The 26,999-nt window shown below is 51.6% G+C and carries 25 protein-coding genes and 2 pseudogenes; 9 read left to right on the top strand and 18 right to left on the bottom strand.

The genetic code is table 11. The features are described from left to right. Positions 1–76: 76 nt before the first annotated feature. Positions 77–1,015: pseudogene (gene lrhA, locus JQN59_RS07590) on the bottom strand (transcriptional regulator LrhA). A 926-nt stretch (positions 1,016–1,941) separates the two neighbouring features. Here lrhA and alaA point away from each other — a divergent pair. After that, on the top strand, positions 1,942–3,159 hold the full coding sequence (gene alaA / locus JQN59_RS07585) for an alanine transaminase AlaA (RefSeq protein WP_003028082.1): 1,218 nt from the start codon (positions 1,942–1,944) through the stop codon (positions 3,157–3,159). Between the two features lie 83 nt (positions 3,160–3,242). Then, positions 3,243–3,842 (top strand): 5'-deoxynucleotidase, encoded by a 600-nt coding sequence (gene yfbR / locus JQN59_RS07580; protein WP_003028083.1) that lies wholly within the window; start codon positions 3,243–3,245, stop codon positions 3,840–3,842. A 63-nt stretch (positions 3,843–3,905) separates the two neighbouring features. On the opposite strand, the gene JQN59_RS07575 is transcribed toward yfbR, so the two are convergent. From JQN59_RS07575 to yfbV, 4 genes are all read right to left on the bottom strand, one after another. Next, positions 3,906–5,738, bottom strand: a complete 1,833-nt coding sequence (locus JQN59_RS07575; protein ID WP_149607673.1) for an SLC13 family permease — start codon at positions 5,736–5,738, stop codon at positions 3,906–3,908. A gap of 77 nt (positions 5,739–5,815) precedes the next feature. Further along, positions 5,816–6,493, bottom strand: a complete 678-nt coding sequence (locus JQN59_RS07570) for a sugar phosphatase (protein ID WP_008785348.1) — start codon at positions 6,491–6,493, stop codon at positions 5,816–5,818. Beyond that, positions 6,486–6,980: a YfbU family protein gene (locus tag JQN59_RS07565; protein WP_003028086.1), complete on the bottom strand. Its 495-nt coding sequence runs from the start codon at positions 6,978–6,980 to the stop codon at positions 6,486–6,488. The genes JQN59_RS07570 and JQN59_RS07565 overlap by 8 nt, the downstream gene beginning before the upstream one ends. Before the next feature lie 83 nt (positions 6,981–7,063). Continuing rightward, the gene (yfbV, locus tag JQN59_RS07560) at positions 7,064–7,519 is read right to left on the bottom strand and encodes a terminus macrodomain insulation protein YfbV (protein ID WP_003028087.1); all 456 of its coding nucleotides are present in this window, start codon (positions 7,517–7,519) and stop codon (positions 7,064–7,066) included. A 339-nt stretch (positions 7,520–7,858) separates the two neighbouring features. Between yfbV and ackA the strand changes: the two genes are divergently transcribed. The 3 genes from ackA (at position 7,859) to yfcC (ending at position 13,001) form a co-directional block, all read left to right on the top strand. Then, positions 7,859–9,061, top strand: coding sequence for an acetate kinase (gene ackA, locus JQN59_RS07555; RefSeq protein ID WP_003834770.1), 1,203 nt, complete (start codon positions 7,859–7,861; stop codon positions 9,059–9,061). Positions 9,062–9,136: 75 nt separating this feature from the next. Continuing rightward, entirely contained in the window at positions 9,137–11,281 is a 2,145-nt protein-coding gene (gene pta / locus JQN59_RS07550) for a phosphate acetyltransferase (protein WP_008785351.1), read from the top strand. A 199-nt stretch (positions 11,282–11,480) separates the two neighbouring features. Next, positions 11,481–13,001 (top strand): putative basic amino acid antiporter YfcC, encoded by a 1,521-nt coding sequence (gene yfcC, locus JQN59_RS07545; RefSeq protein ID WP_149607674.1) that lies wholly within the window; start codon positions 11,481–11,483, stop codon positions 12,999–13,001. Positions 13,002–13,057: 56 nt separating this feature from the next. Here yfcC and yfcD read toward each other — a convergent pair whose 3' ends face one another. The 3 genes and pseudogenes from yfcD to yfcF form a co-directional block, all read right to left on the bottom strand. Beyond that, complete coding sequence (yfcD, locus tag JQN59_RS07540) at positions 13,058–13,612, bottom strand: NUDIX hydrolase YfcD (protein ID WP_003834775.1); 555 nt, start codon at positions 13,610–13,612, stop codon at positions 13,058–13,060. Between the two features lie 56 nt (positions 13,613–13,668). Then, positions 13,669–14,220 carry a phosphodiesterase gene (yfcE, locus tag JQN59_RS07535; protein WP_048215855.1) on the bottom strand — a complete coding sequence of 184 codons (552 nt, stop codon included), beginning with the start codon at positions 14,218–14,220 and terminating at the stop codon, positions 13,669–13,671. Positions 14,221–14,275: 55 nt separating this feature from the next. Further along, positions 14,276–14,920 (bottom strand): annotated as a pseudogene (gene yfcF, locus JQN59_RS07530) (glutathione transferase). Positions 14,921–15,054: 134 nt separating this feature from the next. On the opposite strand from yfcF, the gene yfcG reads away from it, so the two are divergent. From yfcG to JQN59_RS07510, 4 genes are all read left to right on the top strand, one after another. Continuing rightward, complete coding sequence (gene yfcG, locus JQN59_RS07525; RefSeq protein WP_020996685.1) at positions 15,055–15,690, top strand: GSH-dependent disulfide bond oxidoreductase; 636 nt, start codon at positions 15,055–15,057, stop codon at positions 15,688–15,690. Between the two features lie 54 nt (positions 15,691–15,744). Next, on the top strand, positions 15,745–16,107 hold the full coding sequence (gene folX, locus JQN59_RS07520; RefSeq protein ID WP_003028107.1) for a dihydroneopterin triphosphate 2'-epimerase: 363 nt from the start codon (positions 15,745–15,747) through the stop codon (positions 16,105–16,107). A 20-nt stretch (positions 16,108–16,127) separates the two neighbouring features. Continuing rightward, positions 16,128–17,021 (top strand): TIGR01777 family oxidoreductase, encoded by an 894-nt coding sequence (locus tag JQN59_RS07515; RefSeq protein WP_003834782.1) that lies wholly within the window; start codon positions 16,128–16,130, stop codon positions 17,019–17,021. A gap of 71 nt (positions 17,022–17,092) precedes the next feature. Further along, positions 17,093–17,608, top strand: a complete 516-nt coding sequence (locus tag JQN59_RS07510; RefSeq protein WP_071845290.1) for a GNAT family N-acetyltransferase — start codon at positions 17,093–17,095, stop codon at positions 17,606–17,608. A 33-nt stretch (positions 17,609–17,641) separates the two neighbouring features. Here the strand turns inward: JQN59_RS07510 and hisP are convergent, their stop codons facing one another. From hisP to folC, 10 genes are all read right to left on the bottom strand, one after another. Further along, positions 17,642–18,415, bottom strand: a complete 774-nt coding sequence (gene hisP, locus JQN59_RS07505; RefSeq protein ID WP_003028114.1) for a histidine ABC transporter ATP-binding protein HisP — start codon at positions 18,413–18,415, stop codon at positions 17,642–17,644. Positions 18,416–18,428: 13 nt separating this feature from the next. Beyond that, a complete protein-coding gene (hisM, locus tag JQN59_RS07500; RefSeq protein ID WP_003028116.1) occupies positions 18,429–19,136 on the bottom strand; it encodes a histidine ABC transporter permease HisM in 708 nt (235 codons plus the stop codon). Further along, complete coding sequence (locus JQN59_RS07495; RefSeq protein ID WP_003028118.1) at positions 19,133–19,819, bottom strand: histidine ABC transporter permease HisQ; 687 nt, start codon at positions 19,817–19,819, stop codon at positions 19,133–19,135. The genes hisM and JQN59_RS07495 overlap by 4 nt, the downstream gene beginning before the upstream one ends. A 186-nt stretch (positions 19,820–20,005) precedes the next feature. Continuing rightward, positions 20,006–20,788 (bottom strand): histidine ABC transporter substrate-binding protein HisJ, encoded by a 783-nt coding sequence (gene hisJ, locus JQN59_RS07490; protein ID WP_003028120.1) that lies wholly within the window; start codon positions 20,786–20,788, stop codon positions 20,006–20,008. Between the two features lie 247 nt (positions 20,789–21,035). After that, positions 21,036–21,818 carry a lysine/arginine/ornithine ABC transporter substrate-binding protein ArgT gene (argT, locus tag JQN59_RS07485; RefSeq protein ID WP_149607676.1) on the bottom strand — a complete coding sequence of 261 codons (783 nt, stop codon included), beginning with the start codon at positions 21,816–21,818 and terminating at the stop codon, positions 21,036–21,038. A gap of 287 nt (positions 21,819–22,105) precedes the next feature. Continuing rightward, complete coding sequence (locus JQN59_RS07480; protein WP_060683492.1) at positions 22,106–22,675, bottom strand: UbiX family flavin prenyltransferase; 570 nt, start codon at positions 22,673–22,675, stop codon at positions 22,106–22,108. A 96-nt stretch (positions 22,676–22,771) separates the two neighbouring features. Then, positions 22,772–24,289: an amidophosphoribosyltransferase gene (gene purF, locus JQN59_RS07475; protein WP_003028127.1), complete on the bottom strand. Its 1,518-nt coding sequence runs from the start codon at positions 24,287–24,289 to the stop codon at positions 22,772–22,774. 33 nt (positions 24,290–24,322) lie between these two features. Then, entirely contained in the window at positions 24,323–24,811 is a 489-nt protein-coding gene (gene cvpA / locus JQN59_RS07470; RefSeq protein ID WP_003028129.1) for a colicin V production protein, read from the bottom strand. 213 nt (positions 24,812–25,024) lie between these two features. Beyond that, positions 25,025–25,693 carry a cell division protein DedD gene (dedD, locus tag JQN59_RS07465; RefSeq protein ID WP_003834793.1) on the bottom strand — a complete coding sequence of 223 codons (669 nt, stop codon included), beginning with the start codon at positions 25,691–25,693 and terminating at the stop codon, positions 25,025–25,027. Further along, positions 25,683–26,951 (bottom strand): bifunctional tetrahydrofolate synthase/dihydrofolate synthase, encoded by a 1,269-nt coding sequence (gene folC, locus JQN59_RS07460; RefSeq protein ID WP_149607677.1) that lies wholly within the window; start codon positions 26,949–26,951, stop codon positions 25,683–25,685. Before folC ends, dedD begins: the two co-directional genes overlap by 11 nt. Between the last annotated feature and the right edge of the window lie 48 nt (positions 26,952–26,999).

Raw genomic sequence — 26,999 nt, 5'->3', positions numbered from 1 at the left:
AAGAGCCACTGGATGTTTTTTCATCATCAGTGGCTCTTTTTTACACTTACATTTTAAAACGTTTTTTTGTGACGCTTTACTCAAAGTCGCCTTCAACAATCAGCGAGTCATCTCCCCCTTCAGGGGTAAACTGATTGTATTGCCAAGGATTTTGATATGTCTGCATCGACTTAAAGATAACCTGAGCTAATTCATTTTGCGTGGCCGGATCGCTGCACAGCAGATACTCGGTATCAGGCAGAGGTGGCAATCCGTCCGCCGCACCCAGTACGCGTAAATCCGGGCTCATCATTTCGACAGGACGGGCAGTAACGCCCAGCCCTGCTTTTACCGCCGCGCGGACCGCAGGCAATGTTGAAGCGACATAAGCCAGACGCCACGGGATCTGTGCTGCATTCAACGTCGCCAGCACGATATCGCGAAACGGGCTGGGATCGTCCAGCAGAACTAACGGCACCGGTTCCCCTTTTTGCAGGATATATTCGGCTGCGCAATACCAGTGCGTCGGTGAAGTCCGCAAATTCAGGCACTCAAAATCGCCAGGTCGGTTAGTGGTGACCACTAAATCCACTTCTTGCGACTTAAGCATCTCCACCATGTAGGCGTTGCGTTTCACTCTGACATCCAGTGCAAGTTTCGGATAAACCGAACTTATACGGTTAAGCAGAAAAGGGAGTATGGTATCGGCGGATTCATCAGAAGCACCGATAGTTAACACCCCCTGAAGATTGTTAAACATCAATGATGAGCATGCCTCATCATTAAATCGCAGTATTTTCCTGGCGTAACCCAACAGCTGGATACCATGTTCGGTCAGCAGTTTGTTGCGTCCATGGCGCGCGAACAACTCTTACCCCACAAGTTGTTCAAGACGCTGCATTTGCTGACTTACCGCAGACTGAGTTCGACATACCGCAGCTGCCGCAGCCGCAAAGGTATTCAGGTCGGCAACAGCAACAAAGGTTCTCAGCAGATCGAGGTCGAGGTTAATTATCGGACGATTTGCATTTATCATAGTTTTTCACTTACTCGCGGGTCATACCGGGTTAATGCTGTGCATTCAGAATCAAACAACTCCATTTGTAATGTGCCTCCCTTCAGTTTCGCTTAGTGTAACCAAGTGAAAATAAGGATGTATTTGGTTTAACAAACGAAACAATTCTCTTTCTGAGCTATTTTAATACCCGTGATATTCATCGGAATATAGCAACGAGAAAGAGCCGTATTTTTAGCTGCTGGATGATTCTGACTAATGGGAAACATGTAAATTTTGTAAATTTAAAAAATAGTTAACGAACAATAATTTACACATTAAAAACTAACTTTTCAGGATGTTAGGAACAACCAACAAACATTTGAATTATCGTAAAATTCGTACTACACACCATTTCATAGGAGTTATCTTAACCTAAAACCACTATATTTATAAGTGTTATCGCGAATAATTCCGGGCAAATTGGTGTTATGTCAGCGCAACGGTTTTCGTATTATTGGCCCACTCAATTTGATGTCGTTTAAATAATAAATAATAATTAATTAAGAATCTCTCAATTCATTAATTATGCTTAACAATGGATTCACACCGCATCACGCAGGGATCAGACCGATAACAGATTTCGCAGGCAAAACCTCAGTATTTTCGAATTACGCCATTCAGCTGAGATCTCGGCTACCTTTTTCTTTACAGGTCTAACTTTTTTTGACCAGACAAATCACCACACCCACACTAACAAAGCAAAATATAAACCACAAAAAACACAACAATCCAGATTATTTCTCTACAAAAATCACATTATTTAGTTATTAACAGTGAATTATAATCCTCCTGCTTTCCAAAATCTTCTACTAAAGACCCTTCAAAACTCACCGTCGTGGGAGTACATTGTGCTGGGCTGACTTCCACGGCAGGGAGTGGCATTCACAGCTAAAAGGTCAACGTTCATGTCCCCCATTGAAAAATCCAGCAAATTAGAAAACGTCTGTTATGACATTCGCGGCCCGGTTCTGAAGGAAGCAAAGCGCCTGGAAGAAGAAGGCAACAAAGTTCTGAAACTGAACATCGGCAACCCTGCGCCTTTCGGGTTTGAAGCGCCAGATGAAATTTTGGTGGATGTGATCCGCAATTTGCCAACTGCGCAAGGATATTGCGATTCCAAAGGCCTTTATTCAGCCCGCAAAGCAATCATGCAGCATTACCAGGCCCGTGGGATGCGCGACGTAACCGTGGAAGATATCTATATCGGTAACGGCGTATCTGAATTGATTGTGCAGGCCATGCAGGCATTGCTAAACAGTGGGGACGAAATGCTGGTTCCTGCACCTGATTATCCACTGTGGACGGCGGCGGTTTCGCTCTCTGGTGGTAATGCCGTGCACTACCTGTGTGACGAATCGTCAGACTGGTTCCCGGACCTGGATGATATCCGCGCCAAAATTACGCCGCGTACCCGTGGGATCGTCATCATCAACCCAAACAACCCTACTGGCGCGGTGTATTCTAAAGAGCTGCTGATGGAGATTGTTGAGATTGCCCGCCAAAACAATCTCATCATCTTTGCGGACGAGATTTACGACAAAATTCTTTACGATGACGCCGAGCACCACTCGATTGCGGCAATGGCCCCTGACCTGCTGACTATTACCTTTAACGGCCTGTCAAAAACCTATCGTGTTGCCGGTTTCCGCCAGGGCTGGATGGTATTGAACGGACCGAAGAAACATGCCAAAGGGTATATCGAAGGCCTTGAGATGCTGGCTTCTATGCGCCTTTGTGCCAACGTTCCGGCACAACATGCCATTCAGACCGCACTGGGTGGATATCAGAGCATCAGCGAATTCATCATGCCAGGCGGGCGTCTGTATGAGCAACGTAACCGCGCCTGGGAACTGCTTAATGACATCCCCGGCGTCTCTTGCGTAAAACCGCGCGGTGCGCTGTATATGTTCCCGAAAATTGATGCTAAACGCTTCAATATTCATGACGACCAGAAAATGGTACTCGACTTCCTGTTGCAGGAAAAAGTACTGCTGGTCCAGGGGACGGCATTCAACTGGCCGTGGCCGGATCATTTCCGCATCGTCACGCTACCGCGTATTGACGATATCGAAATGTCGCTGAGTAAATTTGAGCGTTTCCTGTCAGGGTATCGCCAGCTGTAACCACGCAAAGTGCTGCCGGGTTTGCATCCGGTAGCACTCTCTGCGCAAAATACCGTTACTGAAGTCACTGAGTAAGGGTCGTTATGAAGCAGAGCCACTTTTTTGCCCACCTCTCCCGTCTGAAACTCATTAACCGCTGGCCGCTGATGCGCAACGTGCGCACCGAAAACGTGTCCGAACACAGTCTGCAGGTTGCCATGGTTGCCCATGCGCTGGCCGCAATTAAAAACCGTAAATTTGGTGGTCAGGTTAATGCTGAGCGTATTGCCCTGCTGGCGATGTATCACGATGCGTCAGAGGTGTTAACCGGCGATCTCCCTACCCCAGTGAAATATTTCAACTCGCAGATTGCCCAAGAATATAAAGCGATAGAGAAAATTGCCCAACAAAAACTGGTCGATATGGTTCCCGATGAGCTGCGCGATATTTTTGCGCCGCTCATTGATGAACATGCCTTAAGTGAAGAAGAGAGGTCGATTGTTAAACAGGCCGATGCCCTGTGCGCGTATCTGAAGTGCCTGGAAGAACTCTCTGCCGGTAACAACGAATTTCTGCTGGCGAAAACACGTCTGGAAAAAACGCTGGAGTCACGACGCAGCGAAGAGATGGACTACTTTATGGACGTATTCGTCCCGAGTTTTCACCTCTCATTAGATGAAATCAGTCAGGATTCTCCATTGTAAGTTTGCGGCGACATTGCCTTTGTAGGCCGGATGAGGCGTTAGCCGCCATCCGGCACATAAAAATCAAAACGGAAACAGCATCGGGATCATCACCACGCACACCACCATCACAATGATGGTAAACGGCACGCCAATTTTTACGAAATCGCTAAAGCTGTAGTTACCCGGCCCGAGTACCAGTGTGTTTACCGGTGAAGAAACTGGCGTCATAAAGGCTGCGGAAGCCGCCATCGCAATCACCATTGCAAAAGGATACGGCGAAACGCCCATCGACTTTGCTGCCGCCAGCGCAATCGGCGCCATCAGTACCGCCGTCGCAGTGTTAGAGATAAATAACCCAATGGTCGCGCACAGCACGAACAGACAGCCCAGCATCATATACGGGCCGTACCCTCCACCAACGTCTATTAGCCCTTTAACCACCAGATCGACGCCGCCCGTTTTTTGTAATGCCAGCGCAAAAGGCATCATTCCGACAATCAAAATAATACTTGGCCAGTGAATGGCTTTGTAGGCGCTTTCGGCATCGATGCAGCGGAATTTTCCCATCAGCAAACAGGCGATAATCGCGGCAACTGTATTAGGGATTTCATCGGTGAGCATTAACGCGACCATCAGCACCAGACAGAAAATCGCATGCGGCGCCTGGCTGTGCGCCGGAGAAGCTTCACTGACTTCCACGGGCATATTCAGCACCACGAAATCGCGCCCTTTTTGCCCCAACAAAGTGATGAGTTTCCAGTTGCCCACCACCAGAATGATATCGCCCATCAGTAGTGGTTCATCCACCACCGCTCCGGCCAGTGCCATACCATCACGCTTCAGTCCGACGACATTAAGCCCGTAACGCGAACGAAAAGCGATTTCCCGTACCGTTTTGCCGATCAATTCCGATTCAGGAATCAATGAAATCTCGGCCATACCCACATCAAGCGCCTGCTCGGAGAAGTATTCACCACGCAGCACCATCGGCTCCAACAGTTGCTCGCTGCAAAACTCACGCAGGTCAACGTCGGCCGCTGACATATCGATCAGCAATACGTCACGGGCACGGAACTCAGAAACCCCGTTAACATCGACTATCACGCGGCGAAAACGCCGCCAGCGTTCAACACCAATCACGTTTGCCCCGTAGCGCTCACGCAATTTCAGGTCATCCAGACGTTGGCCAATCATGGGAGAACCCGGGCGAATCGCCAGGCGACGGGCACGCCCTGTCAGGCGATATTCTTTGATCAGATCGCGAAAGGTCCGGCGCTTCCAGCCGTCTCCCGGCTGCCCGGAGTCTTCACCTTTCAGCATAAAACGCATCACCAGCATATAAATTATGCCGAGTACCAACACCACCAGTCCCAGTGGGGTTACGCTAAAAAAGCTAAAACCGTTAAGTCCTTCACGTAACAATTCACTGTTGACGACCAGGTTCGGCGGCGTTGCCACCAGCGTCATCATGCCGCTTATCAATCCGGCAAAGCTCAATGGCATCATCAGGCGTGAGGGGGAGATTTGCATGCGCATGGAAACGCTTAAGACAACCGGAATAAAGATGGCGACCACACCGGTCGAACTCATGAAGGCACCGAGTCCGGCTACGGTTATCATCAGCAACACCAGCATTTTAACTTCACTGCTGCCAGCGACCTTCACCAGCCAGGCACCCATTACCGTCGCCACGCCGGTACGCACCAGACCGTCGCCGATAATGAATAAAGCCGCTATCAAAATAACGTTAGGATCGCTGAACCCGGAAAAAGCCTCTGTGATGCTCAATGTTCCGCTCAGAACAAAGGCAATAATGACCAGCAAAGCGACCGCGTCCATACGCACTCTGCCAGTTGCAAACAAGACGACGGCAATCGCCAGCAATGAGAGAACCCATATCAATTCACCGTTCACAACATATCCTTGTTAAATGAGAGGGATGGGCTGATTCTGCCATAAAAAAGCCCCAACAATCTGGGGCTAAATCATGATCAGGTATTTCTTATAACGACCACATTTCCGTTGGGTTGTTTGGTCACAGAAATATGTTCCAGACTGGTCAGCGAAAAATCAACCTCGTCCAGACGCGGCGTATCCGCTGGCGCGTTAACCGCGATGACATGACACCCAGCAGCCAATCCTGAGAGCACCCCGGCGGGGGCATCTTCCACCACTGCACATTCCTGCGGCGCCAGCCCCAGAAGTTGAGCGCCTAACAGATACGCGTCTGGCTCTGGCTTCCCTCTTTTTACCCGCTCAGCGGTGACAAACACTTCTGGAGCAGGAAGCCCAGCAACACGATGGCGCGCCCGTGCGACCGGCATGGAGCCGGAGGTCACAATCGCCCATGGAATACCCGCTTTATTGAGATGGTTGAGTAAATCAACTGCCCCCGGCAGCGCGGTGATCCCGGCGGTTTCCGTCGCTTCGATCTGCTCCAGACGGGTAAATTCCGCGGCGATCTCTGCCTCAGACTTGCCCACCATAAAGTGTCGCAGGGAGGTAATGGCCTGCTTGCCATGAATAAAGCCGAGTACCTCGGCGTGATCGAGGCCGAAGCGATCGGCCCAGTTGCACCACGCACGCTCTACTGCGGGTAAGGAATCGACCAGCGTTCCATCCAGATCAAACAGAAAACCTTTGCACTGCACGCTCGCCCCCTCAGGCATTAATGATTTGGTTAATTTCATTCGCGCTCAGGTGATATTGACGCGGGCAAGAGTGCCAAACATTCAGCATACGCTGATATTTTTCCCACATTGGGGTCTGGGCGTTGAAGCCATGCGTACCCGCATCAAAGTGGGTGTAACGACCTTCCACATTGACCATAAAACGAACATACCCGAGGAAACGGGCTTCCGTTGCGGCGTCAAAACCGAGGAAGGTCACGCGACGCTCATCAATAGCCTGCGCATCCTTAAGATTAGTCCAGGACACATGTAATGCGTGATACATCTCCATAATATCGATAATCGTACGACAGGTTTCTTCCGTCAGTTCACCAAACTCACGATCCAGCTCACGCATCTGCAAGCCGTAACCGCGTTCAATAATCGTCTGCAAACGACGATAACGCTCGGCGTTAGTTGGATCGAGCATAGTCATCATTTTGTACTGATTCGACAAAATCAGACGTTGAGCGTTGGTCATTTCCATTTGGGACTCCTGTATCACTACTACTGCGATGAAAAAAAAGAAGGCATCTTGTGCCTTCTTTTATATGCGTAATCAGGGGTCAATTACAAATCATCAAGGAAAGTTTTATCCAGTTGTTTGAAGGCGCGCTTAAGCGTGTCAGCCAACGCCTGGTAATCCGGCTTTCCTTCCACCGGAGAGAGCGCCTGCCCAGCTTCTTGCAATTTACCCCGAACTTCGTAGAACCAATTGAGAATTGAAGGCGGCAGCGGCGTTACGGAACGTTTTCCCAGCCACCACATCCCCTGCATCGGCAGGCTAAGCGCAAACAGAGCAGTCGCCACGGCCGGGCCCAACTGCCCCCCTAACGCAATTTGCCAACATAAGGTGAAGACGGCGATAGGCGGCATAAAACGAATCGCGTAACGCGTCATGCGGATCACGCGGTTCTCAACAAACACGGGCGCAAGGCGCTTTTCCATTGGCCACGTCTTTGCATAGTGCTGCCCCCGGCGAAACAAGCTAAAAAAATTGACGGAGCGATTATCCGGTGTCGACATGGCGGTTACCTCAACTTCACATATAAAAATTAAAAAATTTGTGCAAAACAACAACTACAAGGGACATCGTTCAAAACATTTTGTCTTTGATACCCACATTCAGGTATCCTGTGCCGGCCTGTAAGGCCTGTAGTCCAAAATCATTGAGTCGTCAAATTGGCATACATTATGCCATTGCCTGAAAAATACGCAAAATGACATAGACTCAAAGGTATTTATTCCATCGTGCCCAAAAAGACTATGGCGCATGATGTTAATCATAAACGTCGGTGTCATCATGCGCTACGCTCTATGACTCCCTGACGTTTTTTTAGCCACGTATCATAAATAGGTACTTCCATGTCGAGTAAGTTAGTACTGGTTCTGAACTGCGGTAGCTCCTCACTGAAATTTGCCATCATCGATGCAGTAAACGGTGAAGAATACCTCTCTGGTTTAGCCGAATGTTTCCATCTCCCAGAAGCACGTATCAAGTGGAAAATGGACGGCGGTAAACAAGAAGCGGCTTTAGGTGCAGGCGCCGCTCACAGTGAAGCGCTGAACTTTATCGTTAACACTATTCTGGCACAAAAACCAGAATTGTCTGCGCAATTGACCGCTATTGGTCACCGTATCGTACACGGCGGCGAGAAGTACACCAGCTCCGTGGTTATCGATGATTCCGTTATTCAGGGCATCAAAGATTCTGCCTCTTTCGCACCGCTGCATAACCCGGCTCACCTGATCGGTATCGCAGAAGCGCTGAAATCCTTCCCTAATCTGAAAGACAAAAACGTGGCTGTATTCGACACCGCGTTCCATCAGACTATGCCGGAAGAGTCTTACCTCTATGCTCTGCCGTACAGCCTGTACAAAGAACACGGCGTTCGTCGTTACGGCGCGCACGGTACCAGCCACTTCTTCGTCACACAGGAAGCGGCAAAAGTGCTGAACAAACCGGTTGAAGAGCTGAACATCATCACTTGCCACCTGGGCAATGGCGGTTCTGTATCTGCTATCCGTAACGGTAAATGTGTTGATACCTCCATGGGTCTAACCCCGCTGGAAGGTCTGGTGATGGGTACGCGTTCCGGTGACATCGACCCGGCGATCATCTTCCACCTGCACGATACCCTGGGCATGAGCGTTGACCAGATCAACAAAATGCTGACCAAAGAGTCCGGCCTGCTGGGTCTGACCGAAGTCACCAGCGACTGCCGTTATGTTGAAGATAACTACGCTACTAAAGAAGACGCTAAACGTGCAATGGACGTTTACTGCCACCGTCTGGCGAAATACATCGGTTCTTACACTGCGCTGATGGATGGTCGTCTGGATGCAGTTGTCTTCACCGGTGGTATCGGTGAAAACGCAGCGATGGTTCGTGAACTGTCTCTGGGCAAACTGGGCGTTCTGGGCTTTGAAGTTGACCACGAACGTAACCTGGCCGCACGTTTCGGCAAATCTGGTTTCATCAACAAAGAAGGTACCCGTCCTGCGCTGGTTATCCCAACCAACGAAGAACTGGTTATCGCGCAAGACGCGAGCCGTCTGACTGCCTGATTTCACACCGCCAGCCTAGCTGGCGGTGCTGTTTTGTAACCCGTCTAAATTGGCGGTAACGAAAGAGGATAAACCGTGTCCCGTATTATTATGCTGATCCCTACCGGAACCAGCGTCGGCCTGACCAGCGTCAGCCTTGGCGTGATCCGCGCAATGGAACGCAAAGGCGTTCGTCTGAGCGTCTTTAAGCCGATCGCTCAACCGCGTGCCGGTGGCGATGCGCCAGACCAGACTACCAGCATCGTCCGTGCTAACTCTTCTCTGCCAGCCGCTGAGCCGCTGAAGATGAGCCACGTTGAATCTTTACTGTCCAGCAATCAGAAAGATGTGCTGATGGAAGAGATCATCGCGAACTACCACGCGAACACCAAAGACGCTGAAGTCGTACTGGTTGAAGGCCTGGTCCCAACCCGTAAACATCAGTTCGCGCAGTCTCTGAACTACGAAATCGCGAAAACGCTGAACGCGGAAATCGTCTTCGTTATGTCTCAGGGTACCGACACCCCGGAACAGCTGAACGAGCGTATTGAACTGACTCGCAGCAGCTTCGGCGGCGCGAAAAACACCAACATCACCGGCGTAATCGTTAACAAACTGAACGCACCGGTTGATGAGCAGGGCCGTACTCGCCCGGATCTGTCCGAGATTTTCGACGACTCTTCCAAAGCGAAAGTGATCAAAGTTGATCCGGCTAAACTGCAAGAATCCAGTCCGCTGCCGGTTCTGGGCGCGGTGCCATGGAGCTTCGATCTAATCGCTACTCGTGCAATCGATATGGCGCGTCACCTGAACGCCACCATCGTTAACGAAGGCGATATCAACACCCGTCGCGTGAAGTCTGTGACGTTCTGCGCACGCAGCATTCCACATATGCTGGAACACTTCCGCGCAGGTTCTCTGCTGGTGACTTCTGCCGACCGTCCTGACGTGCTGGTTGCAGCATGTCTGGCTGCTATGAACGGCGTGGAAATCGGTGCCCTGCTGCTGACTGGCGGCTACGAAATGGACGCGCGCATCACTAAACTGTGCGAACGTGCATTTGAAACCGGCCTGCCGGTATTCATGGTAAACACCAACACCTGGCAGACCTCTCTGAGCCTGCAGAGCTTCAACCTGGAAGTTCCGGTTGACGATCACGAGCGCATTGAGAAAGTTCAGGAATACGTTGCTAACTACATCAACGCTGACTGGATTGAATCCCTGACTGCAACCTCTGAGCGTAGCCGTCGTCTGTCTCCACCGGCGTTCCGTTATCAGTTGACCGAGCTGGCACGCAAAGCGGGCAAACGCGTTGTTCTGCCGGAAGGCGACGAACCGCGCACCGTTAAAGCGGCAGCCATCTGTGCTGAACGTGGTATCGCAACCTGCGTACTGCTGGGTAACCCGGATGAGATCACCCGCGTTGCAGCCTCTCAGGGCGTTGAACTGGGCGCTGGTGTAGAAATCGTTGATCCAGATGTGGTTCGCGAAAGCTACGTTGCTCGCCTGGTCGAACTGCGTAAAAACAAAGGTATGACCGAAACCGTTGCCCGCGAACAGCTGGAAGACAACGTGGTTCTCGGTACCCTGATGCTGGAACAGGACGATGTTGACGGTCTGGTTTCTGGTGCAGTGCACACCACCGCGAACACCATCCGTCCGCCGCTGCAGCTGATCAAAACTGCACCGGGTAGCTCTCTGGTGTCTTCCGTGTTCTTCATGCTGCTGCCGGATCAGGTTTACGTTTACGGCGACTGCGCGATCAACCCGGATCCGACTGCAGAGCAGCTGGCAGAAATCGCGATTCAGTCCGCTGATTCCGCAATTGCCTTCGGTATCGAACCGCGCGTAGCGATGCTCTCCTACTCCACCGGTACTTCTGGTGCAGGTAGTGACGTAGAGAAAGTTCGCGAAGCAACCCGTCTGGCACAGGAAAAACGTCCTGACCTGATGATCGACGGTCCGCTGCAGTACGACGCCGCCGTTATGGCTGACGTAGCGAAATCCAAAGCGCCGAACTCTCCGGTTGCAGGTCGCGCTACCGTGTTCATCTTCCCGGATCTGAACACCGGTAACACCACTTACAAAGCGGTACAGCGTTCTGCCGACCTGATCTCCATCGGGCCAATGCTGCAGGGTATGCGCAAGCCGGTGAACGACCTGTCTCGTGGCGCGCTGGTAGACGATATCGTCTACACCATCGCACTGACCGCGATCCAGTCTTCCCAGCAGCAGCAGTAATCTGCCGAGTGTGCCGGATCTCTTATCCGGCAACACATCTGCTTATCAAACCGGAAATAGCTGATATTTCCGGTTTTTTTATGTCTATTTCCCTTTTGGCATAATCTGAAACATTTGCCTGGATGCGCTGCATCAATGAATAACTATTCTTCTGTTCGCATACTTACTCTCTTTTGCGTTGCAACAGGGATAGTCTTTCATGTCAGCAGTAACAGAATCACAGCCAGCTAAAAAATGGGCGATGCCCGACACGCTGGTGATTATTTTTTTCGTCGCCATTTTAACCAGTCTGGCAACATGGGTTGTTCCCGTCGGGATGTTCGACAGCCAGGAAGTTCAGTATCAGGTTGATGGACAAACCAAAACCCGTAAGGTGGTTGACCCCCATTCCTTTCGTATTCTGACCAACGACGCAGGTGAAGAGCAGTATCACCGGGTGCAGTTATTCACCACCGGAGATGAACGCCCAGGCCTGATGAATTTCCCGTTTGAAGGATTAACCTCCGGCTCGAAATTCGGCACTGCTGTCGGCATCATTATGTTTATGCTGGTCATTGGCGGCGCATTCGGCATCGTTATGCGTACCGGCACCATTGATAACGGCATCCTGGCGCTCATTCGCCATACGCGGGGCAACGAGGTCCTGTTTATCCCAGTGCTGTTTATTCTCTTCTCCTTAGGCGGTGCGGTGTTTGGCATGGGGGAAGAGGCTGTTGCCTTTGCCATTATCATCGCGCCTTTGATGGTACGGCTAGGTTACGACAGTATCACCACCGTGCTGGTTACCTATATCGCAACTCAGATTGGTTTCGCCAGTTCATGGATGAACCCATTTTGCGTGGTGGTCGCGCAAGGTATTGCGGGGGTACCGGTGCTCTCTGGTTCCGGGCTACGCATCGTGGTCTGGGTGATCGCTACACTAATCGGGCTGACCTTCACGCTGGCCTATGCGGCGCGTATCAAAAAGAATCCGCTTTTGTCCCGGGTACATGAATCCGACAGCTTCTTTCGCGAGCAGCAGGACGAGGTCGTGGAACGACGCTTCACGCTGGGCGACTGGTTAGTGCTACTGGTGCTAACCGCGGTGATGATTTGGGTTGTCTGGGGCGTTATCGTCAACGCGTGGTTTATTCCTGAGATCGCCAGTCAGTTCTTCACGATGGGTCTGGTGATTGGCATTATCGGCGTCGTGTTTCGGCTCAACGGCATGACGGTCAACATCATGGCCTCCTCATTCACTGAGGGTGCACGAATGATGATTGCCCCTGCCCTGCTGGTTGGTTTTGCCAAAGGCATTTTACTGCTGGTCGGTAATGGAGAGGCGGGTGAAGCCAGCGTGTTAAACACTCTGCTGCACAGCATTGCCAATGGCATCAGCGGGCTGGATAACGCCATCGCGGCGTGGTTTATGCTGTTGTTCCAGGCAGTTTTTAATTTCTTCGTCACTTCCGGCTCTGGTCAGGCTGCGTTAACCATGCCGCTACTGGCACCGCTGGGCGATCTGGTTGGCGTAAACCGTCAGGTCACAGTCCTGGCCTTCCAGTTTGGCGACGGATTCAGTCATATTATCTATCCGACGTCAGCATCTCTGATGGCTACGTTAGGCGTTTGTCGGGTGGATTTTCGTAACTGGCTGAAGGTAGGTGCTACGCTGTTGGGACTGCTGTTTGTTATGTCCAGCGTGGTGGTGATTGGCGCGCAGATGATGGGTTACCATTAAAAAGTGTGCGTCCGGCCTACTCGATTTCTCGACGCAGTAGGCCGGATGAACAGAGTTTACTCAGCTTCTTCCTGCTTTTCGGCTTTCGCCCCTTCATTCTTGGCGTTGCGGGTCATCCACAGCGCCAGGGCTTTCAGGGAGTCCGGTGTAAATTCGTCGCAGCGCGCGGTAATTTCTTCCGGCGTCAACCAGCAAACTTCACTGACCTCATCTTCCTGAAGCGCAAACGGTCCGTGGGAAACGCAGCTAAACAACCCACCCCATACGCGACAGTTCTGGTCTTCAAAGTAAAACTGACCATGCTCGGCAAACGGCACGCCCGCAATCCCCAGTTCCTCTTCTGCTTCACGACGCGCTGATTCCAGCATCTGCTCGTCAGCCTGAACCACACCGCCTGCGGTGGCATCCAGCATGCCGGGCAAAAAATCTTTTGTCTCAGTGCGACGTTGAACCAGAATTTTGCCCATACCATCATGCACAACGATATACGTTGCACGATGGCGTAAGCGTTGCGCCCGCATTTGTTCCCGGCTGGACTGTGCAATGACTTCATTGTCTTCATTCACAATATCCACCCATTCAGTACTTGCCAAACGACGCTGTTCCACCATCAGGAAACCTTCTTTTTTCTGGCGCTCTTACGGCGCGTTTATGTTTGTGGGGTAAATTACGGATTAATCTCGACCTGTGCAATAACACTTTGATCATTGAGTGCCATTACGCTGAGAACATTATCATCCAGAATCCCGTAACTTGCCGCAAAGCCCCCTTTCGGGATGCTTACCGAGCCGGGATTGAAATGATAGATACCCTCGCGCCGCTCAGCAACCGGCAGATGAGTATGCCCATAAACCAGAACATCGCCCGCATTGAGCGCCGGCAAATTTTGCGGGCCAAAAAGATGTCCGTGCGTCAAAAAGAGTCGCTGGTTTTCTGTCAGAATTTGCTGCCACGGCGCAGTCATCGGAAAATGCAGGAGCATCTGATCCACTTCGCTGTCGCAATTACCACGCACCGCAATAATTCGCGATGCCAGCTCATTCAGCCGTTCAGCAACCTGCGCAGGTGCATAGCCTTCTGGAAGCGCATTACGCGGCCCGTGGTTTAAAACATCACCCAATATCACCAGCCATTGCGCGCCGCTTGCAGCAAACCGCTCGAGTACGCGTTCCGTGGCTGGCAACGAACCATGAATGTCCGATGCGAACATCAGTTTCATCACTCACTCCTCGCTGAAAATTACCTTGTAATGATACTGGATTACGGCCCGTTTTTCAGCAGGAACGCTTCGCTGAAAGCGCGATAAAACGCTGTACTGAAGCGCGCTGCCACTGGAAGGTGGCGTATTCCGCAAGCGCTTCTGGAACCTCATCGCCGTTAAGGACCAGGCGATTAAGCATTAGCGCTAAATCACAGTCAGCGATACATCATTCGCCAAATAAATTCTGCTTACCGTGGCTCAGTAAACTGCTCGCAGTAGCGAACAGTTTTTCCGCACTGGCTTTTCCCACTTCGCTTAACGGTCCTTTCTTCACGCCAGCAAAAACGACATCTGTTGATCGTTCCTCACGGATAGGCATTAAATCGCTGCGGATCCACGCCTGAACCTGGCGCGCCCGAGCGCGCTTTTGTACATCGTGTGGGTAGATACGCTCCCACTGTGGCGGTGCAAAGCTCTCTTCCAGGAATTCTGTAATCGCTGATGATTCGCTCAGTTCAAAACCATCGATCTCAAGAACCGGTACGCGGCGCGTCAAGGCGTAACCTTGCCATGAAGGATGCAAGTGTTCACCACTATTGAGATCAACGGTTTTCAGCGTAAAGGGTAGCCCTTTCTCTTGCAGAGCAACATAAACAGACAGCACGTAAGGGGAGAAAAAATTGGCATCTGACCACAGCGTAATTGCAGATTTGCTCATAATGTCCTCTGAAGTGTATTGGCTTGCTTTCAAAATATAGAGTCTTTCTCTCGCTGTCACTTGATGAAAACTCACGCACGCCAACAGGCTCTATACTTGTAATGACCCGGTTCATGACAAAACGGATGCTGAAAATGATCGATCTCTATTACACGCCATCGCCAAACGGTCACAAAATCACGCTATTTCTTGAAGAGGCACAGCTGCAATACCGTCTGATTCATGTCGATATCAGCAAAGGCAGCCAGTTTCGCCCCGATTTTCTGCTGATCTCGCCGAACAATAAAATCCCGGCCATTATCGATCATGCGCCGGAAGATGGCGGAAGGCCCATCAGCTTGTTTGAGTCCGGAGAAATTTTACTCTATCTGGCGGAGAAGAGCGGTAAGCTGCTCAGCGGTGAATTACGCGAACGCCACACCACGCTGCAGTGGCTGTTCTGGCAGGTCAGCGGTCTGGGTCCCATGCTGGGGCAGAATCATCATTTCAGTCATTACGCTCCGCAAACGATCCCTTACGCTATTGAAAGATACCAGGTTGAAACCCAGCGCCTGTACAACGTGATGAATAAACGTCTGGAAACGTCACCCTGGCTGGGAGGCGATCACTACAGCATTGCTGACATTGCCTGCTGGCCGTGGATCCACGCCCATCAGCGTCAGCGCATCGACCTCGACAATTACCCGGCGGTCAATAACTGGCACGAACGCATCCGTACGCGTCCCGCCACGGAACGCGCCATGCAGCAAGCACTGAGTGAGAAGCGGTGACGCAATTCGGTTCTCGTGTATCATGCAGAGGTTCATACATGGAGGAAACCTGCAATGTCACAACCTGACGCCATTATTCGTATAAAAAACCTTCGTCTGCGCACCTTTATCGGCATCAAAGAAGAGGAGATCCTTAATCGCCAGGATATCGTCATCAATATTGCCATTCACTATCCGGCAGACAAAGCCCGTACCAGCGAAGATATCAACGACGCGCTGAATTATCGCACTATAACCAAAAGCATCATTGCCCACGTGGAGGGTAACCGCTTCTCATTGTTAGAAAAATTAACTCAAGATGTGCTCGATATCGCACGCGAACATCACTGGGTCACTTATGCTGAAGTGGAGATAGATAAACTTCACGCATTGCGTTACGCCGACTCAGTATCAATGACGCTGAGCTGGCAGCGCTAAAACGTAACCCGGGAGGCGACATGCAGATTCTGATTACCGGCGGTACTGGCCTGATTGGACGTCATCTGATCCCCTGCCTGCTGGAACTGGGGCATCAGATAATCGTAGTGACACGTACCCCTGATAAGGCTCGTCAGATTCTCGACTCTCGGGTCACGTTATGGAAAGGACTGGAAGAGCGGCAACATCTCAATAATATTGATGCCGTGATTAACCTTGCCGGAGAACCTATCGCAGATAAGCGCTGGAGCGCACAGCAAAAGGAACGCTTGTGCCAGAGCCGTTGGGGCATTACGCAGAAACTGGTCGATTTAATCAATGCCAGCGAGACGCCGCCCTCAGTGTTAATCTCCGGTTCCGCTACCGGTTACTACGGCGATTTGGGCGAAGTTGTGGTTACGGAAGAAGAGCCACCGCATAACGAATTTACCCACAAGCTGTGCGCCCGCTGGGAGCAAATTGCCAGCACTGCGCAAAGCGACAAAACCCGCGTGTGTATGCTGCGTACCGGCGTGGTACTGGCCTCAGCAGGCGGCATTCTGGCAAAAATGGTCCCGCCGTTTCGTCTTGGCTTAGGCGGCCCGATCGGTAACGGACGCCAGTATATGGCCTGGATCCATGTTGATGATATGGTCAACGGAATTATCTGGCTGCTGAATAACGATCTACGCGGTCCCTTCAATATGGTTTCGCCATACCCGGTGCACAATGAGCAGTTTGCCCACGCGCTGGGTCACGCTCTGAACCGCCCTGCAATTCTGCGCGTTCCCGCCACCGCTATGCGACTGCTGATGGGGGAATCGTCAGTACTGGTCCTTGGTGGACAACGCGCATTGCCCAAACGCCTGGAAGCTTCCGGTTTTACGTTTCGCTGGTACGATTTAGAAGAAGCGCTGGCGGATGTCATCCGATAACCCCTATGCACTATTCACAGTCGCCGTTGTGGTGGTAAGGTTATAGACCAGATTTCCGCAATGGCGACGTTATGGCGATAATATCGACTCCCCGACTTACCCTCTCTTTGTTTCAATTTTCTGACTGGTCATTTTTCCAGAAACTCCGTGAATGTCCTGAAGTCATGCGCTATATGGGCAACATCGCCCCGGCGAAAGATACGCGGCTGTTATTCGCCAGACGTCTGGCCGCACAGCACACTTTCGTCATCCGCGAACATAACAGCCCGACGCCACTTGGCGATATTGGTCTGCAAATCAGCCATCTTTACCCGCAGGAAGCCGACCTCGGCTACGCCATCATGCCACAGGCTCAGGGGAAAGGTATTGCCAGCGAAGCCGTGCGCGCGGTGTGCCAGTATGCCTTCGAGCATGCAGGTGTGACGGCGATAAACGCATACGCGCTGGCGGATAACAAGGGTTCAATCCGTATTCTGGAAAAGACAGGCTTTGTACGTACGCAGGTACTGGAAAAGGCGTATGAGATTGACGGCATCGCCTACGACGACTGGGTGTTTCGGCTGGAGCGCGACGCGCTAAAATTGTAAGCCCGGAAAGCGTAGCGCCTCCGGGCTGTTGACTTACTTCAGCGATCCTTTAAGGAACTGTTGCAAACGCGGGCTTTGCGGATTACCAAATACCTGCTCCGGGTCACCCTCTTCCTCAATTTTCCCCTGATGCAGGAAAATCACGTGCGTGGAAACATGACGGGCAAACCCCATTTCGTGGGTCACCACCACCATGGTTTTCCCCTCTTCAGCCAGCTGTTGCATAATGCGCAGCACTTCACCCACCAGCTCAGGATCAAGCGCCGACGTAGGTTCATCAAACAGCAACACTTCCGGTTCCATCGCCAGCGCACGGGCAATGGAAACACGCTGCTGCTGACCACCGGACAGGTGCACCGGATATTTGCCCTGTGCGCGCTCATCAATGCCCACTTTAGCCAGATACTTCACCGCACGGTCGCGAGCTTCCTGCTTGCTCAGCCCCAACACCTGAATCGGCGCTTCCATGACGTTTTCCAGCACTGTCATGTGGCTCCACAGATTAAAGTGCTGAAAGACCATCGTCAGACGCGTACGCAGCAGGCGTAGCTGATTTTTGTCCGCAACTTTCAACTGGCCGTCTTTGTCGCGCACCAGACCAATGTTCTGACCGCTGACGACAATCGACCCGGCACTCGGTTTCTCGAGAAAGTTAATGCAGCGCAGGAAGGTACTTTTACCGGAACCTGACGAACCAATAATGCTGATAACATCACCCGCGTTGGCCTGCAGCGATACCCCTTTCAGCACTTCATGTTCGCCGTAGTGCTTATGTAAATCGATAACGTTTAATTTATTTTCAGACATCGTGTTACTCGAATCATTTAGAGGATACATGCTGCAACCAGCGTTTTTCCGCTTTACGGAACAGACTGATCAGGACATACGAAATAATCAAATACAGCACAGCGGCAATACCGAAGGCGGTAAACGGCTGATACGTTGCCGAGTTGATATCGCGAGCGATTTTCAACAAATCTGGCACCGTGGCCGTAAATGCCAGCGCCGTGGAGTGCAGCATTAAAATGACTTCATTACTGTATGCCGGCAGCGCAATACGCAGCGCGGAAGGTAAAATAATGCATCGATACAGTTTGAATGACGAGAAACCGTATGCGCGCGCAGCCTCAATCTCACCGTGAGGCACGGAACGAATAGCCCCGGCGAAAATCTCCGTGGTATAGGCGCAGGTATTCAGCGTCAGCGCCAGCACGGTGCAATTCAGCCCGCTGCGGAAAAACGCGTTGAGGAAGTCCGTGCCTTTAACTATTTCCAGCGTATACATCCCGGAATAAAACACCAGTAGCTGAACGTACAGCGGCGTCCCACGAAAAATATAGGTGAACAGCCAGATGGGAAACTGGATAAATTTATTACTGGAAACGCGACCAATCGCCAAAAAGAGTGCCAGTATTCCGCCCATCACTACTGACGAAATCAAAAGCCACAGGGTGATAGCGACGCCAGTGTAGCGATATCCGTCGGTCCACAGCAGGGACTTCCAGTATTCCTGAATAATCTCGATCACAGGTCAGCCCTCTTCACACCCACGGAATAGCGGCGCTCAAGGTACAGCAGCACACCATTAGAAACAGTGGTAAACACCAGATAGATGACCCCGCACACGACGGCAAAATAGAACGGCTCCCAGGTACTCTTCCCGGCAAGCTGAGTCGCTTTCACCACGTCTTCAAGTCCAAGCAACGATACCAGCGCCGTAGCCTTAAGAATAACCTGCCAGTTATTGCCGATTCCCGGTAAGGCATAACGCATCATCGCCGGGAACATAATGCGACGAAATATTTGTGAGCTGGTAAAGCCAAACGCCGTCGCGGCTTCAATATGGCCTTTTGGTACAGCCATAAACGCACCGCGAAAAGTTTCGGTAAAATAGGCGCCGTAGATGAATCCAAGGGTGATAATGCCCGCAACCATCGGATCAATATCAATCTGGCCGATACCGATGGCATCGGTAATGGTATTCAGCGCGATTTGTAATCCGTAGAAGATGAGCAGCATTAAGACCAGATCGGGCACGCCGCGGATTAGCGTTGTGTACCCTTCGAAAATAAGTCCCATTGCCCGGCTTTGCGACAGCTTTGCTGCTGCGCCGACAAGACCTATCAGAACCGCCAGTACCACCGAGCTGAGTGCCAGCTCCAGCGTAACAATTGCGCCCTGTAAAATAACACCTGAAAAGCCATACAACATGCTGCCTGTCCTGTCGTGTGTGGTGGAGTAGTAAGCCTCTTTTGATTTCAGACTAACCGTTAAATGCCGGATGGCGGCCTTGCCTTATCCGGCCTACAAAATCACCGTAGGCCGGATAAGCGCGGTGCCATCGGGCATAAATTCAACGCGTCAAAAATCTACGGGCTTTATCAGCACCTGCGGTAATTAACCGCCGTAAACATCAAAATCGAAGTACTTTTTCGCCAGCTTCTCGTAAGTACCGTCAGCTCGCATTTCGGCAAAGGCTTTATTCAGCGCTTCGCGCAGTTCGTTATCGTCTTTGCGCAGCCCCATACCGGTACCCACACCGAACAACTTCTCGTCTTTCACAGACGGGCCGCCGAATTTGTAATCTTTACCGACTGGCTGTTTCAGGAAGCCTTCGCTGGCCGCAACTTCATCCTGGAACGCTGCGTCAATACGCCCGGCAGTCAGGTCAGAATAGATATTGTCCTGCCCCTGATAAGAGACAATCTCAATACCTTTTGGCGCCCAGTGTTCGTTGCCGAACGTTTCCTGGGTAGTGCCCTGCAGCACACCAACACGTTTGCCTTTCAGCGACTCAATGGTCGGCTGAATAGCAGAATCTTTAGCGACAACCAGACGCGAATCGGCTGCATAAAGCTTGTCGGTAAATGCGATTTCCTGCTGACGTTTTTCAGTAATGGAAAGCGAGGACATGATGGCATCGATTTTCTTCGCTTTTAGCGAAGGGATCAGCGCGTCCAGCGGGTTTTCCACGAAGGTACATTGCGTATTGATACGTTTGCACAGCTCTTTAGCCAGATCGATATCAAAACCGACTAATTCACCCTGCGCATTCTTCGATTCGAACGGCGCATAAGTAGGATCGGTACCGATACGAATTTTTTGCGGAATGGCTGCAAATGCTGCGGTAGCACTGGAGAAAGCCAGAACCAGAGAAAGAGACAACACCAGTTTTTTCATAACTATCCTCAACAGACTGTCTTTTATAGGGGATCTTTACAGGACCAGGTGCAGTTATCGTGCCATTAATCAGGCCGACAAGGCAAAGCATTCTACCCTGTCGGCGGTATTTATTTGCATGAAAAGCGCTTAAGTATGCATTCATGCTTATTAAGTCAGCGATAAAAGCACCAAAACAGTGCACTGAATTTATTATGCACCGAAATGGTTACCCGCAATGGTGCAGTCAATTCCCCACGCCGCTGTATTAATCGCCGTAGACATTAAAATTAAAATATTTGCTCGCCATTTTGTCGTAGGTGCCGTCTTTACGCAGTTCGCCCAGCGCTTTGTCGAAAGCGGCTTTCAGCTCTGCATCATCTTTGCGCAAGCCAATCCCGGTTCCGTCACCAAAGTATTTTTTATCTTTCACCGACGGACCGGCAAAAGCGTAATCCTTACCAGCAGGCTGCTTCAGGAAGCCTTCGCTGGCCGCGACTTCATCTTGCAATGCCGCGTCCAGACGGCCTGCCGTCAGGTCAGAATAGATGAGGTCCTGGTTCGCATAGGCCACCACGTCCACGCCTTTGCTGCGCCAGTTGTCATTGGCATAGGCTTCCTGAGTAGAGCCTTGCAGGACGCCAACGTGTTTACCTTTGAGGGAATCCAGAGTCGGCTGAATTGGGGAGCCTTTCGCGGCGATCAGACGTGAGTCTGCAGCGTAAAGTTTGTCTGAGAACGCAATCTCTTGCTGACGCTTTTCGGTGATAGAAAGCGAGGAGATGATGGCATCAATTTTTTTCGCTTTCAGCGATGGGATCAGCGCATCAAAGTCACTGGCAACCCAGGTGCATTTGATCTGCATGCGCTTACACATCTCATTTCCCAGATCGATATCGAAGCCGACAAAGTCGCCTTTGGCATCTTTAGAGGAAAAAGGAGCGTACGTTGTATCTGTACCAATACGAACCGTCTGCGGAAGTGCTGCGTAGCTGGCCGCGGTGACGGAGAGTCCTACCAGCAAAGACAAAGCAAGAACCGTCTTCTTCATACATAACCCTCAAGTGGCGTAATTTTATTATGTTTTACGTTGTGTTGTGTGTTTGCAGACTTTTTCATGCAGGTCTTATGCCATTTTCGCGTCGATGAGGATATTCGACGTTAAATATGTTAATAAAACGTTGCAATAATGTCCTGATTTTGAAGATAGCAGGTCTGGCGGTTGAACCGCAGCGTTTCGTTGAGTTTTAACGAATTAAATGTTGAGGATATGATCGCGGTTACAAAATTGCCCTGAAACAGGGCAACGGATGATTCTTTGCACGCTGATGGAACGGGTTACGCCCCTTGCCAGCGGGTGAACAGGTCCTGTGGAAGGGTAATATCAAACTGGTCAAGCACGCGATTAACCGTTTGATTAATCACATCATCGAGCGTTTGCGGACGATGATAAAACGCCGGGACAGGTGGCATAATTACCGCCCCAATTTCTGCCGCCTGCGTCATCAATCGCAAATGCCCCAGATGCAGCGGCGTTTCGCGTACACACAGCACCAACGGACGGCGTTCTTTCAACACCACATCCGCCGCACGGGTAAGCAACCCATCGGTGTAACTGTGGACGATGCCAGAAAGCGTTTTGATTGAACAAGGCAGAATAACCATTCCGGCGGTCTGAAAAGAGCCGGAGGAGATACTGGCGGCGATATCACGGCTATCATGATTCACATTTGCCAGCGCCTGCACGTCGCGCACAGAGAGGTCCGTTTCCAGCGCCAGCGTCTGCCGGGCAGCGGCACTCATCACCAGGTGGGTTTCCACATCAGTGACGTCACGCAATACCTGCAACAGGCGCACGCCGTAAATTGCCCCGCTTGCACCAGAAATACCAATGATGAGTCGTTTCATGTGTAATCGCCCTTACTTGCTCAGGGCCGACTTTGCAGGAAATTACGGTGAGTTGCAAGCAAGGGCGCAGGTTGCGCCCTTGCTTGCGAGCAAACATTAACCTTCGTTGTGCATCTCAAGGTTTTCCGCTTCGTTCTGACGCAACACCGCTTTGGCATCGTCATTACGCAGGGAGTCGAGGAAATCGAGATATTGCTGGTCGACGTCTTTGGTAACGTACACGCCGTTAAACACTGAACATTCAAACTGCTGAATATCCGGGTTCTCAGCACGGACAGCTTCAATCAGATCGTTCAGATCCTGGAAGATCAGACCATCTGCGCCGATTATCTGGCGAATTTCGTCCACTTCACGACCATGCGCAATCAACTCCGTCGCCGTAGGCATATCGATGCCATAAACGTTCGGGAAGCGAATTTCCGGGGCGGCAGAGGCCAGATACACCTTCTTCGCTCCGGCTTCACGCGCCATCTCGATAATCTGTTCTGAGGTGGTGCCACGCACGATGGAGTCATCCACCAGCAGCACGTTTTTATCACGGAATTCCGCACGGTTAGCGTTCAGCTTACGGCGCACAGATTTACGACGCAACTGCTGGCCCGGCATGATAAAGGTACGGCCCACATAGCGGTTTTTCACAAACCCCTGACGGTACGGCTTACCGAGAATACGGGCAATTTCCAGCGCGATATCACAGGAGGTTTCCGGGATTGGGATTACTACGTCGATGTCCAGATCTTCCCACTCACGGGCAATTTTTTCGCCAAGCTTAGTCCCCATATTCACACGGGCGCTGTAGACGGAAATCTTGTCGATAAAGGAGTCAGGACGTGCGAAGTAAACGTATTCAAACAGACATGGATTGCTCACCGGGTTATCGGCACACTGACGGGTAAACAGCTGGCCTTTTTCGGTGATGTACACCGCTTCGCCAGGCGCTACGTCGCGCAGGAATTCAAAGCCCAGCGTATCCAGCGCTACGCTCTCAGACGCCACCATGTACTCGGTACGGCCATCGCCAATATCGCGTTTGCCCATCACCAGCGGACGGATACCGTTAGGGTCGCGGAAGGCAACCATACCGTGACCGATAATCATCGCCACGCAGGCATAGGCGCCGCGAATCTGGCGGTTGGTTGCCGCAATGGCCGCAAAAATATTGTCGGCTTCCAGCGGGTAATGGCGGAAGTTATCCAGCTCGCTGGCGAAAATATTCAGCAGAATTTCAGAATCTGAAGTGGTATTGATGTGGCGGCGCTTTTCTTCAAACAGCTTTTTACGCAACTCATGCGCGTTGGTCAGGTTGCCATTGTGGGCAAGCGTAATGCCATACGGTGAGTTGACGTAAAAAGGTTGAGCTTCGGAGGCGCTGGAGCTGCCAGCCGTTGGGTAACGCACATGACCGATGCCCATATTGCCCTGCAAACGCTGCATATGGCGCGCTTCAAAAATATCGCTCACCATTCCGTTTGCTTTACGCAAGCGGAAGCAGTTGTTGGCATCAATGGTGATGATGCCCGCAGCATCCTGACCACGATGCTGGAGCACCGTTAACGCGTCATAAATCGACTGGTTTACCGGCATAACACCGGCGATACCGACAATACCGCACATACGTCTTTTCCTCGTTCAGCAACGACCCAAAGTTTATACTTTGGGCAAGAAACTTGACGAGCTTTGCAGATAGTCAAAGAACCATCTGATGATGAAACTGAACTGCGGGATCAGCTGTGACTTACCCCAGTCTTCACTTTTCGACAGACCGGTAAAGGTATCGAGAAAGAACAGTATGGCGGCGACGATCAACGCTCCACGCAAAGCACCGAAGCAAATCCCCAACACTCTGTCGGTACCCGACAGTCCTGTTTTCTCTACCAGTTGGCCTATCACAAAGTTAACGATAGCGCCGACGATAAGTGTCGCGATGAACAGTATCGCGATAGCAATCCCATTTCGAACCAGTTCGTCTTCAAAGCCCGTAAACCAGACAGACAGGTAAGTGTAGTAATGGCTGGCGACAAAGAAAGCACAACCCCAAGTCACCAACGATAATGCTTCACGAACAAAGCCACGGATCAGGCTAACCAGACAGGAAAAACCAATCACCGCGATAATGGCGTAATCAATCCAGACCATATGTGTCCCACGATTTTACGCCCTGTCGTCCTGTTCGGGGCGCATTCTAACAGAAAAAGAAAACGTTTGCGTAGGGATTTCCTTTCCACGCGTAAATAAAAATGGCGCTGAAAAAATATTCAACGCCATACGATTTTATGCCTCTTCGGACACTGCCGGATGGCGGTGTAAACACCTTGTCCGGCCTACATCAGAGCAACGTAACGCAATCCCTTAGTTAGGGGTATACCCCATCACCACCCCGCTCAAACCAGAGATCTTCTGCAGCTCGCCCAGCGAGTTCTTCAGCTTATCTTTGGAGGCGTCAGGCCCTACGAGAATGCGGGTTATTTTACCCTGCACCGGCGTTGACGGGGAAGTATATACCCGGAAGCCCGCGCCACGAAGTTTACCCACGATCTCATTGACCTTATCCGCGTTTTTCAGCGCACCGAGTTGTACAACATACGCTTTGCCGGTTGGCGCTGGCGCTTCCTCAGCGGCCGGTTTCGGCGCTGGAGTCGGTGCCGGTGTTGGCGTCGGGGCGACGGCAACAGGCTGCGGTTTCGGTTTAGGTTTCGGTGGTTCCACAGGCGCAGGGACAGGATCTAACTCCGCACTGTTTGCCGTCGTCAAACGTGATGGATCCAACGATGGCGCGGCAGCATCACCCGCACGCACCTCTTCTGCCGCCCCTTCCGGCGGCTGAGTCGGCAGCGCCTGCGTTGCTGCAGGCATCATGTCTGGTTCATCGCGATCGCCGGGTTTAGGTACCAGTGGGATCGCTGCAAATTCATCCTGATAATGCTTTTTCTGGCCGTCAAGCAGCCCGGGAAGCACAATCACCCCGAGCGCGACCAGCACAATTGTGCCGACTAATCGATTCTGAAACTTACTCGCCACCGCTTCTCCCCACGTCTATTACTTCCATGACATGTGCGACAGTGTGAAACGATCCACACACCAACACGGTATCTTCTGGCTTCGCCTCAGCAAGTGCCGCAGTCCATGCCTGCGCCACGCAGTCATAAGCGTTGCCTTTGCCCAGGTGCTCCAGCAGCTGTTCTGCCGTTGCACCACGCGGCCCTTCCAGGGGCGCACAGTACCAGTCGTCAACCACACTTTTCAGCCAGGCCAACGTACCGGCAATATCTTTATCATGTAGCATACCGATAACCGCAAGTACACGCCCGCTTTTCACTAACTTTTTCAGACGTCCGGTCAGATACTCCGCCGCATGCGGGTTATGGGCAACATCAAAAATAACCCGCGGCGACTCGCTCACAATCTGGAAGCGTCCCGGTAAAATCGCTTGTTCGATACCGTCACGAATGGCCTGCTCGCTGACGTTAAGACCGCTTGCGCGCAGTGCAGCCAGTGCGGTTGCAGCATTAGGTTGTGGCACCTGCGGCAACGGCAGGTGCGCCAGCGTTCCATGAGCATCAGTAAACGACCAGTCGTTCTCCGTGACCGCATAGCGCCAGTCCACACCACAACGTTGCAAAATCGCCCCGCTCTCCTGAGCGACATCCGCGATGGTGTAAGGCATTTCCGGTTCGCCGACGATGGCCGGTTTCTCTGCGCGGAAAATCCCTGCCTTCTCACGACCAATACTTTCGCGATCCGGGCCCAGCCAGTCAGTATGGTCAAGCGCAATACTGGTGACTACTGCGACATCGGCATCGACGATATTGGTGGCGTCAAGGCGGCCGCCTAACCCCACTTCCAGAATAACAACATCCAGTTGGGCCTGTTTAAACAGCCAGAGTGCCGATAACGTACCGTATTCAAAGTAAGTCAGGGAAATGTCACCACGTGCGTCTTCAATCTCAGCAAACGAGGCGGTATGAGCTGATTCCGGCAGTTCACGCCCCTGCACGCGCACGCGTTCCGTGTAGCGCACCAGATGAGGCGAACTGTACACCCCAACTTTATAGCCTGCCGCAGTCAGCACAGATTCCAGCGTACGACAGGTTGTGCCTTTCCCATTGGTTCCTGCCACCGTAAAAACAAATGGCGCAGGTTTCAACACCCCCAGTTTACGCGCCACCTGGCTGACGCGTTCAAGGCCCAGATCGATGGTTTTACTGTGCAGGTTTTCAAGATAAGAAAGCCACGACGCCAGGGGCGACGCGGCTTGAGGGATACGTTTATTGTCCATGATGCCTGTAGATTCTTTACGTTGAGAAAAGCAAAAGGGCAGCGCCAA

The organism is Citrobacter sp. B72, assembly GCF_016894305.1.
Taxonomy (GTDB): Bacteria; Pseudomonadota; Gammaproteobacteria; order Enterobacterales; family Enterobacteriaceae; genus Citrobacter; species Citrobacter portucalensis.
Note: the sequence above shows the minus strand (reverse complement) of the source record. Positions and strands in the feature narration are given on the sequence as shown.